At 52.9% G+C, this 10,201-nt stretch carries 8 protein-coding genes; 7 read left to right on the forward strand and 1 reads right to left on the reverse strand.

All coding sequences use genetic code 11. From position 1 onward, the window contains the following. Positions 1-11: 11 nt before the first annotated feature. A complete protein-coding gene (kup, locus tag J5067_RS18375) occupies positions 12-1,880 on the forward strand; it encodes a low affinity potassium transporter Kup (protein WP_264651722.1) in 1,869 nt (622 codons plus the stop codon). 207 nt (positions 1,881-2,087) lie between these two features. Here the strand turns inward: kup and J5067_RS18380 are convergent, their stop codons facing one another. Next, a complete protein-coding gene (locus J5067_RS18380) occupies positions 2,088-3,758 on the reverse strand; it encodes a pectate lyase (RefSeq protein ID WP_264645320.1) in 1,671 nt (556 codons plus the stop codon). Between the two features lie 411 nt (positions 3,759-4,169). Here J5067_RS18380 and rbsD point away from each other — a divergent pair, with 411 nt between their 5' ends. The 6 genes from rbsD to rbsR all read left to right on the forward strand — a co-directional run bounded on the left by rbsD (position 4,170) and on the right by rbsR (position 9,999). Beyond that, the gene (gene rbsD, locus J5067_RS18385) at positions 4,170-4,589 is read left to right on the forward strand and encodes a D-ribose pyranase (protein WP_264645301.1); all 420 of its coding nucleotides are present in this window, start codon (positions 4,170-4,172) and stop codon (positions 4,587-4,589) included. A gap of 7 nt (positions 4,590-4,596) precedes the next feature. Beyond that, complete coding sequence (gene rbsA / locus J5067_RS18390; RefSeq protein ID WP_264651723.1) at positions 4,597-6,102, forward strand: ribose ABC transporter ATP-binding protein RbsA; 1,506 nt, start codon at positions 4,597-4,599, stop codon at positions 6,100-6,102. Positions 6,103-6,109: 7 nt separating this feature from the next. Then, positions 6,110-7,078: a ribose ABC transporter permease gene (gene rbsC / locus J5067_RS18395; protein WP_264645303.1), complete on the forward strand. Its 969-nt coding sequence runs from the start codon at positions 6,110-6,112 to the stop codon at positions 7,076-7,078. 29 nt (positions 7,079-7,107) lie between these two features. Beyond that, a complete protein-coding gene (gene rbsB / locus J5067_RS18400; RefSeq protein ID WP_264645304.1) occupies positions 7,108-7,998 on the forward strand; it encodes a ribose ABC transporter substrate-binding protein RbsB in 891 nt (296 codons plus the stop codon). Positions 7,999-8,067: 69 nt separating this feature from the next. After that, positions 8,068-8,994 (forward strand): ribokinase, encoded by a 927-nt coding sequence (rbsK, locus tag J5067_RS18405; protein ID WP_264651724.1) that lies wholly within the window; start codon positions 8,068-8,070, stop codon positions 8,992-8,994. A gap of 3 nt (positions 8,995-8,997) precedes the next feature. Beyond that, complete coding sequence (rbsR, locus tag J5067_RS18410; RefSeq protein WP_264651725.1) at positions 8,998-9,999, forward strand: ribose operon transcriptional repressor RbsR; 1,002 nt, start codon at positions 8,998-9,000, stop codon at positions 9,997-9,999. Positions 10,000-10,201 lie beyond the last annotated feature (202 nt).

A 10,201-nucleotide genomic window follows, 5' to 3' on the forward strand; every position in this document is an offset into this window, starting at 1 on the left:
AGATAGGCGCTATGAGCTCAGAGCATAAGCAATCGCTTCCTGCCATTACCTTGGCAGCTATTGGCGTGGTGTACGGGGATATCGGCACCAGCCCGCTTTATACATTAAGGGAATGCCTTTCCGGACAGTTTGGATTTGGCGTCGAGCAGCATTCGGTATTTGGTTTTCTCTCGCTGATCTTCTGGCTGCTGGTGCTGGTGGTGTCGCTCAAGTATCTCTCCTATGTGATGCGGGCCGATAACGCCGGGGAAGGGGGGATTTTGACCCTGATGTCACTGGCCGGACGCCACACCAGCGATCGCATGACCTCCATCGTGGTGATCATGGGGCTGATTGGCGGCGGATTCTTTTATGGTGAGGTGGTGATCACCCCGGCGATGTCGGTGCTTTCCGCGATGGAAGGGATTGAGATTGCTGCGCCTGAGCTGGATAGCTACATTGTGCCAATGTCGGTGATTGTGCTGACCTTGCTGTTCGCCATTCAGAAGCACGGCACCAGCAGTGTGGGCAAGCTGTTTGCGCCGGTGATGCTGATTTGGTTTTTGACGCTGGCGGTGCTGGGCGTGCGCAGCGTGATGGAAACGCCGCAGGTGCTTCAGGCATTGAACCCGGTTTACGCCGTGCGTTTCTTTATCGAATACAAGTTTATCTCTTTCTTCGCGCTGGGTGCCGTGGTGTTGGCGATCACCGGGGTGGAAGCGCTTTACGCAGATATGGGGCACTTTGGAAAATTCCCTATTCGCTTAGCGTGGTTCACCGTGGTGTTGCCGTCGTTGGTGCTCAACTATTTTGGTCAGGGCGCGTTGCTGCTGCGTAACCCAGAAGCCATCAAAAACCCCTTCTTTTTACTGGCTCCCGACTGGGCGTTGATTCCGCTGCTGATCCTGGCAACGCTGGCGACCATCATCGCCTCTCAGGCGGTTATCTCCGGCGTATTTTCGCTGACGCGTCAGGCGGTGCGTCTGGGGTATCTGCCGCCGATGCGCATTGTGCATACGTCAGACATGGAATCCGGGCAGATTTATATTCCGGCGATAAACTGGCTGCTGTATACGGCGGTAGTGATTGTCATCGTCAGCTTTGAGCATTCTGGCAATCTGGCGGCGGCTTACGGTATTGCGGTGACCGGGACCATGGTGCTGACCAGCATTCTCTCCGCGACCGTGGCGGTAAAAAACTGGCACTGGCACCGCTATCTGGTGTCAATATTGCTGGTAGCCATGCTGTTGATTGATATTCCGCTGTTTCTTGCCAACGTGGTCAAGATCCTCTCCGGTGGCTGGTTGCCGCTGGCGCTGGGATTAATCATGTTCACCATTATGACGACCTGGAAGAGCGAGCGTTTCCGTTTACTGCGCCGTCTGCATGAACATGGTAATTCACTGGATGCGATGATTGTTTCGCTAGAGAAAAATCAGCCGACGCGGGTGCCTGGTACCGCGGTCTATCTCTCGCGCGCCACGCACGTCATCCCGTTTGCATTACTGCACAACCTCAAGCACAACAAAGTGTTGCATGAAAGGGTGGTGCTGCTGACCATGCGCACAGAAGCGGTTCCCTATGTGCATAACGTGCAGCGCGTTACGGTTGAACAGCTCTCTCCCACCTTCTGGCGCGTGATTGCCAACTATGGCTGGCGAGAAACGCCCAACGTGGAAGAGGTATTTCACCGCTGCTGGCAGGAGGGATTAGCTTGCCAGATGATGGAAACATCGTTTTTCATGTCCAATGAATCGCTGACCATGGGCAAACGGCCCTGGTATCTGCGGGTGCGCGGCAAGGTGTTTATGATGTTGAGTCGTAATGCGTTGCGTGCGGCCGATCAGTTTGAGATACCGCCGAACCGGCTGATAGAGCTGGGGATTCAGGTGGAGATTTAGTGTATGACCAGGCTGATGACAAAGTCACTTTCCCCCTCGTCATCCTCGGCGAAAGCCGGGGATCTCAGTCAGAAGGAACGCGTTTACTCTGTAGGAGATTCCCGCCTGCGCGGGAATGACGGGCTGTAGGCAGGGAATGATGGTGGGTATAGGGCAGTTTGTTAGCAACCTCGACGCCCTCGAAACCGAGGGCGTCATTTTGGGTGACTATTTACCGTTCGATTTTAAGGTTTCCCCTTCCTTGAGGGCAAACAGCTCATCATCACGGGTGGAGACGCGAGCGCTGCCGTCCGGCATGCGATAAGCTCCCTCGGTAAAGCCGGAACCGTTCAGGAACGGGGCAACGGCCTGTGGTTTATTCTTCAGCGTAGCTTCCAGTGCCAACAGCGCGTAGGGATCGATGCTATCAATCGACGCATATTGATATTTGGCGGAGTTCATAAAGAAGCCGTTGTGCAGATTATTGCTGACGATGTTGTCGGCCACTTTTTCGGCTACCGTCAGATAGGTTTTATCCTGCGTTGCCTGCCACAGATCGATCAGCGCAAAAATAGCATACGGGTCGCTGTTCTTGGTGCTGACATTGACGCTGACGCCTTTACCCGGTGCTGCGCCGATATCCCCCAGATCCAATCCCTTGGCGATACCGCGCGCCACTTTCCACAGTTCAGCATCCTTCTCCAGCGTATAGGCGCGGGCGTAGGACAGCAAGAAATCACTGCTGGCCGGGTAGGCTTTCAGTACCGTGCCTTTCTTACCGTAGTAACCATCGCGCGGTAGCGTGTAGTTGGAGAGATCGGTGCCGTTGGCCAGCATCGGACGGAAGGTGTTGTTGCTTTCGTCATAGGCGTATTTGGCAAACGCTTTCAGGCCGTCCAGCGTCCATTTCTTGATATCATCGCCGTCTTTACCCAACTCTTTCGCCAGTTGTAGCTGCATCAGCGCATTCTCGGAATAGAGCGTGCTGGTGCGACCCTTCAGCATCATATTGCCTTCCAGCGCAGCAGGCCCAAATTCTGGTCCGAACTGACGTTGAGCGCGGTCACCGTATTTGGAGTTGGTGTCGCTGTCATCGCTGGTTTCAGCGCGTTTTAATGCCTGCGTGAACTGGTAAACGCCCAGTCCGGTTTTTTTATCGCGCGGCAACACATACTGCTCCGCCAGCCGTTTTGCCCACAGCAGTGCGCCGGCTTCATGGTTATTTTTATAGAGCAGGGAAGCGGAATAGATCAGATCATTACCGGCGTTAAGAAAACTCAGCCCTTTGGTGGCGAAGAACGGCGGTTGCTGGGTAAAGCTGTTATCCCACAGTTTACCTATCTCCTTACCGTACTGACCGTGGCGGCTGGTTTCCAGGATTTGCCAGTCATAAACGTGGGCATTCCAGAACGCACGAATGAAGCGAACCGTAGCCGGTTTATCCACGGCAAACATCAATTCGTAGAAGGGATAGGCATTTTTCAGCTCATGCACCAACTCTTTCTCACTCGGCCCTTCGGGCTGAAGCGTTTTCAAATCGACAAAACGGTGTCCCCCCCAAATCAGCAGGCCGCTTTTATCCTGATAGCGCTCGAAATAGTAACGCACGCTGGTTTTGGCGCGCTGTTGATAACGTTCATCGCCCGTCAGGTTAGAGAGGCCAACCAGTACGCGCATAAAGTTTTGCTGCGCGGAAAAATTGGAGAGTACCGCAGTGCGTCCATCGGGGAAAACCCACTCAAGCTGTTTCCCGGTGCGCGGATCGACACCGCTTGCCAATAACGGTGAAGGTTGGGTGCCATGATAATGGTCGCCCGCTTTATCCAGTACGGTATCGGCATACTGTTTTACGATAGTCAAACGATCGGCGCTGTGCGCCTGAGTGGCGAGCGCGGCCATACAGCAGAGGGCTGCCACAGAGAGGGATAGGTTTTTCATCGTTAGAGTCCTTGTTAACAAACCAGAGATTTTCGGCAGGCGTCAGAGTGCCGTTATTGTTTAAATTGTGAGTAAGGTGATGTGAGCATAAGGAAGTGAGGTGAATCATACGAAAAAAGAAACGCTGTTTTAATAAATGAACTATCTGGTTTCATTGTTTGTTTTTCATTTGTGATTGCGATCAACCTCCTGACACCTGTGGTCAACGGCTATTTTCTAACCTAATGTTTTTCTTATGCCTCTTTTTTGTGATAGCGAAACGTTTCGATGACGATCACAATTCCGCAAACTCTTTTTTGCTTTATCAGGACTTTTTCTTAAACTTTACTACAAGCGAAACGTTTCGCTGTCGTTATCAAAACGAGTGACATAATGAAAAAAGGCGTATTACTCAATTCCGAAGTCTCGAGCGTGATTGCCCGCCTTGGGCACACTGACCAAGTCGTGGTGTGTGATGCAGGGTTACCTATTCCTGACACCACCGCCCGTGTAGATCTGGCGTTAACACACAATGTGCCTACCTTTATACAGGTGCTGAGCGTGATTACGCAGGAGATGCAGGTGGAAGCGGCGATTGTTGCGCAAGAGATTATCGAGAAGAACCCGGTGCTCCATGAAGCTATTCGTGAGCATTTGCAACAGCTTGAACAACACCAGGGAAATTCTATTGCGTTGCACTATGTCAGTCATGAGGCATTCAAGACGCAAAGCGGGCAGAGCAGGGCCGTTTTTCGCAGCGGTGAATGTTCGCCCTATGCCAATATTATTTTGTGTGCTGGCGTAACCTTCTGAGGCCGAGATGGAACCTTTATTACAGTTGCAGGGAATAGTAAAAACCTTTCCCGGTGTAAAAGCGCTGTCCGGTGCTGCCCTGAATGTCTATCCCGGCAAGGTGATGGCGCTGGTGGGCGAGAATGGCGCCGGGAAATCTACCCTGATGAAGGTGCTCACCGGTATTTACCGCAAAGATGCCGGCAATGTTCGCTTCGTTGGACAGGAGGTTGCCTTTAATGGGCCAAAATCGTCCCAGCACGCGGGTATCGGTATTATTCACCAGGAACTTAACCTGATTCCTCAACTGACGATTGCCGAAAATATTTTTCTTGGCCGAGAGTTTACCGGAGTATTGGGGCGTATTGATTGGCAAAAGATGTACGCCGAGGCAGATAAGCTGCTGAAAAAGCTTAACCTGCGCTACAACAGCCGCCGACTGGTGGGCGAGTTGTCGATTGGTGACCAGCAAATGGTCGAGATTGCCAAGGTGCTGAGCTTTCAATCCAAAGTGATCATCATGGATGAACCCACGGATGCACTGACGGATACCGAAACCGCCTCCTTATTCACCGTGATTAAGGAACTGACCGCGCAGGGCTGCGGCATCGTCTATATCTCCCACCGCCTGAAAGAGATCTTCGAGATTTGCGATGACGTGACCGTGCTGCGCGACGGTCAGTTTATCGGTGAGCGTCCGGTCAACCAGCTGCATGAAGAACAGCTCATTGAAATGATGGTGGGGCGCAAGCTGGAAGAGCAGTATCCGCGCTTGAATACCGTGCCAGGCGATATTCGCTTGAGCGTTAAAGACCTGACAGGGCCGGGTGTTGAAGGCGTCAGCTTTACCTTACGGCAGGGGGAAATTCTCGGTGTATCCGGCCTGATGGGTGCAGGGCGTACCGAACTGATGAAGATCCTGTATGGCGCACTTCCTCGCACGCGCGGTGACGTGGCGTTAGATGGCCGTGAGGTGGTGACGCGCAGTCCGCAGGATGGGCTGGCAAACGGCATCGTTTACATCTCCGAAGATCGCAAACGCGATGGCCTGGTGTTGGGGATGTCCGTCAAAGAGAACATGTCACTGACGGCATTGCGTTATTTCAGCCGTGGTTTTGGTGCGCTCAAACATGAAGACGAACGTACCGCCGTCAGTGATTTTATCCGTTTGTTCAATATCAAAACCCCCTCAATGGCGCAGCCGATTGGCCTATTGTCCGGCGGTAATCAGCAGAAGGTCGCGATTGCTCGCGGGCTAATGACGCGGCCGAAAGTGCTGATTCTTGATGAACCTACTCGCGGCGTCGATGTGGGAGCCAAGAAAGAGATCTACCAGTTAATCAACCAGTTCAAGCAGGAAGGCCTCAGCATCATTTTGGTGTCATCCGAAATGCCAGAAGTACTCGGTATGAGCGATCGCATTTTGGTGATGCATGAAGGCCGCTTGAGCGGTGAATTCTCCATTGAGCAAGCCACTCAGGAAGTGCTGATGGCGGCGGCGGTTGGCAAGCAATATAGCGTAAAGCAGGAGTAAGTCAGACATGAGTTCCGAATCTATCACGGCAAAGCGCTGGTTCAGTAAAGAGTGGCTGTTGGAGCAAAAGTCGCTGATTGCCCTGCTGATCCTGATCGCAGTGGTCTCGTCCATGAGCCCTAACTTTTTCACGGTCAACAACCTGTTCAATATCCTGCAACAGACCTCCGTGAACGCCATTATGGCGGTAGGAATGACGCTGGTTATTCTGACATCGGGTATCGATTTATCGGTTGGATCGCTGCTGGCGCTGACCGGCGCGGTGGCGGCATCGATTGTTGGCCTGGAAGTGAATGCGCTGCTGGCGGTGTTTGGCGCGTTGGCGCTCGGTGCGGCAATTGGTGCGGGCACCGGCATTATTGTCGCCAAAGGGAAAGTTCAGGCGTTTATCGCCACGCTGGTGATGATGCTGCTGCTGCGCGGCGTCACCATGGTCTACACCAACGGCAGCCCGATCAACACCGGTTTTTCTGACGTTGCGGATGCCTTTGGCTGGTTTGGTATTGGCCGCCCTCTGGGGATTCCTACACCGATCTGGCTGATGGTTATCGTTTTTATCGCTGCCTGGTACATGCTGCACCACACGCGGCTCGGGCGTTATATCTATGCGCTGGGCGGCAATGAAGCGGCGACGCGCTTGTCGGGCATCAGCGTCGATAAAGTCAAAATTATCGTCTACGCCTTATGTGGGTTGTTGTCCGCACTGGCTGGGATTATCGAAGTCGCGCGTTTGTCATCGGCTCAACCGACGGCGGGCACGGGGTATGAACTGGATGCGATTGCAGCAGTAGTGCTGGGCGGAACCAGTTTGGCGGGCGGTAAAGGGCGCATTGTCGGCACGCTCATCGGCGCGCTGATTCTTGGGTTCCTCAACAATGGACTGAACCTGTTAGGTGTTTCTTCTTACTACCAAATGATCGTTAAGGCAGCCGTTATTTTGCTGGCGGTTTTGGTAGATAACAAAAGCAGTAAATAACCTTCATTCTCACGCATAGGAATTGGATTATGAATATGAAAAAACTGGCTACGCTGGTTTCTGCTGTTGCATTAAGTGCCACGGTGAGCGCCAATGCGTTGGCGAAAGAGTCAATAGCATTGGTGGTTTCTACCCTGAATAACCCGTTCTTCGTGTCATTGAAAGACGGCGCGCAAAAAGAAGCTGATAAGTTAGGCTACAACCTGGTGGTGCTGGATTCGCAAAACAACCCGGCGAAAGAGCTCTCCAACGTTCAGGATCTGACCGTGCGCGGTGCCAAGCTGCTGCTGATCAACCCGACAGACTCAGATGCCGTAGGTAACGCGGTGAAACTGGCAAATCAGGCCAACATTCCGGTGATTACCCTGGACCGCGTGGCGGGCAGCGGCACGGTTGTGAGCCATGTGGCGTCTGACAACGCCTTCGGCGGTAAAGTCGCCGGTGATTTCATCGCGAAAAAATTGGGTGAAGGTGCCAAGGTGATTCAGTTGGAAGGTATCGCCGGAACCTCTGCTGCCCGTGAGCGCGGAGCCGGCTTCATGAAATCCGCTGAGAAAAACAAATTTGTCATGCTGGCCAGCCAGCCCGCCGATTTCGATCGTACCAAAGGGCTGAACGTAATGCAGAACCTGCTCACCGCACACCCTGATGTAAAAGCGGTGTTCGCACAAAACGATGAAATGGCACTGGGTGCGCTGCGTGCTCTGCAAACTGCGGGTAAAACTGACGTGATTGTGGTCGGATTTGATGGCACACAGGATGGTGTAAAAGCCGTAGAGGGCGGAAAACTGGCCGCCACGGTTGCACAACGTCCTGAAAAAATTGGTGAAATTGGCGTGCAAACCGCTGACAAGGTCATCAAGGGTGAAAAAGTACAGGCGATTATCCCGGTTGATCTAAAACTGGTTGCCAAAGAATAACGCATAACAACGATAAGCAGCGCCGCCGGAACAAGGCGGCGCTTTTTAATCACTTTTGGGGCGATTTTTATGAAAACGGGCAAACTCGTGGTATTGGGCAGTATTAATGCCGACCATATCCTCAATCTGGCACACTTCCCTCAACCGGGCGAAACGGTGATCGGTAAGCAATATCAGGTCGCTTTTGGGGGGAAAGGTGCTAATCAGGCGGTTGCAGCCGGGCGCAGCGGTGCCGATATCGCCTTTATCGCTGGCGTGGGTGAGGATGACATTGGTGCCCGTATTCGCGAGCAGTTGTCTCGTGACCAGATAGACGTTTCTGCCGTTGAAACCGTTGCCGATGAAACCACGGGCGTTGCGCTGATTTTTGTCAATGGCGACGCTGAGAATATGATTGGTATTAACGCGGGTGCCAATGCCGCGATCACTCCCAATGTTCTGGCGCGCCACCGTCAAAAGATTGTTGATGCTTCTGCCTTGCTAATGCAGCTCGAGTCTCCGTTGGAGACCGTTATTGCCGCTGCACAGTTGGCGCATCAGCATCAAACGCGTGTCATTTTAAACCCGGCTCCTGCCTGTGACTTGCCGGATGAGCTGTTGGCGCTGGTGGATATGATCACGCCGAATGAAACGGAAGCGCAGCGTCTTACCGGTGTTACCGTGCAGAATGAGCAAGATGCCGCACAGGCAGCACAAATATTGCATAATAAAGGCATTACTACCGTGCTGATTACGCTGGGTAGCCGGGGCGTGTGGCTGAGTGAAGATGGACAAGGTCAGCGTATTCCCGGTTTCCGGGTTCAGGCCGTAGATACGATTGCAGCGGGTGATACCTTTAATGGTGCGCTGGTAACAGCACTTCTGGAAAATCAACCGATGCAAACAGCAGTGAAATTTGCTCATGCTGCCGCTGCCATTGCGGTAACTCGCTCTGGCGCTCAACCTTCCGTGCCGTGGCGCAATGAGATCGACGCATTTTTACACTCCCAGGGGTGATACGTGGCCACAATGAAGGATGTTGCTCGCCTGGCGGGCGTGTCGACGTCAACGGTTTCACATGTAATCAATAACAATCGCTTCGTTAGCGATACGGTGCGTGATCGGGTATTGGCGGCGGTGGAGTCTCTCAACTACGCACCGTCTGCGCTGGCGCGCAGTTTGAAGATCAATCAGACGCAAACTATCGGTATGTTGCTAACGGCCAGTAGTAACCCGTTTTATGCTGAAGTGGTGCGAGGCGTTGAGCGCAGTTGCTACGAGCGCGGGTATAGCCTGATCCTGTGCAATACCGAAGGCGACCATAATCGGCTGGACCGTAGCCTGGAAACCTTGATGCAAAAGCGGGTTGATGGCTTGCTACTGATGTGTACCGAGAACCACCGCCCTTCCTCGGAAACCATTAGTCGTTACCCGTCAATTCCTCTGGTGATGATGGACTGGTCGCCGTTTGAAGGCGTGAGTGATGTTATCAAGGACAATTCCCTGCTTGGCGGAGATATTGCAACCCGCCATCTGATCGACAGCGGTTACCGTAATATCGCCTGTATCGCTGGCCCACAAGATAAAACAACGGCCTATAACCGACTGTTAGGCTATCGGCAGGCGATGCAGCGTGCGGGTTTGCCCGTTCCTGATGATTACGTGGTGTTAGGTGATTTTGAGTTTGAAACCGGATATCAGGCGATGCGTAAACTGCTGTCGCTGGCGAAAAGGCCGGATGCCGTGTTCTGTAGTAATGATGCGATGGCTGTCGGGGTTTATCACGCGCTCTATCAGGCGGGATTGTCTATTCCAACGGATATGGCTGTGGTGGGCTATGACGATATCGAACTGGCGCGCTATATGTCTCCGCCGCTAACGACCATTCATCAACCTAAAGATGAATTGGGGGAACTGGCGGTCGATACGCTGTTATACCGTTTGGAACATCCGGATACTGAGCCCTCGGTGCTGGTATTAACGCCAGAGTTGATGATGCGCGAGTCGGTTGCTCATCGGTAAAAAGGATGTACTGCGCGGTAAAATGGGGCAGTTGCGATGAAATAGCGTCAGCTATGCTGGTTTGCTATGCGATTCGCCGAAAAAATACGCACTCAGAAATAAAATTGAAATTAGCCCTTGTCAGAGCACGAGAAGTGTCTATACTGCGCCTCCACTGACACGGCAACAGCGACACGCGGTTGTGGTAACGGTAAGAAGTAAA

The sequence above is a fragment of the Candidatus Symbiopectobacterium sp. NZEC151 genome (genome assembly GCF_025962655.1).
Classification (GTDB): Bacteria; Pseudomonadota; Gammaproteobacteria; order Enterobacterales; family Enterobacteriaceae; genus Symbiopectobacterium.

Coding starts and splice junctions, on each gene's coding strand:
- rbsC (WP_264645303.1), top strand. CDS start 6,110: ATGAGTTCCGAATCTATCACGGCAAAGCGCTGGTTCAGTAAAGAGTGG.
- kup (WP_264651722.1), top strand. CDS start 12: ATGAGCTCAGAGCATAAGCAATCGCTTCCTGCCATTACCTTGGCAGCT.
- J5067_RS18380 (WP_264645320.1), bottom strand. CDS start 3,758: ATGGCCGCGCTCGCCACTCAGGCGCACAGCGCCGATCGTTTGACTATC.
- rbsD (WP_264645301.1), top strand. CDS start 4,170: ATGAAAAAAGGCGTATTACTCAATTCCGAAGTCTCGAGCGTGATTGCC.
- rbsB (WP_264645304.1), top strand. CDS start 7,108: ATGAATATGAAAAAACTGGCTACGCTGGTTTCTGCTGTTGCATTAAGT.
- rbsK (WP_264651724.1), top strand. CDS start 8,068: ATGAAAACGGGCAAACTCGTGGTATTGGGCAGTATTAATGCCGACCAT.
- rbsA (WP_264651723.1), top strand. CDS start 4,597: ATGGAACCTTTATTACAGTTGCAGGGAATAGTAAAAACCTTTCCCGGT.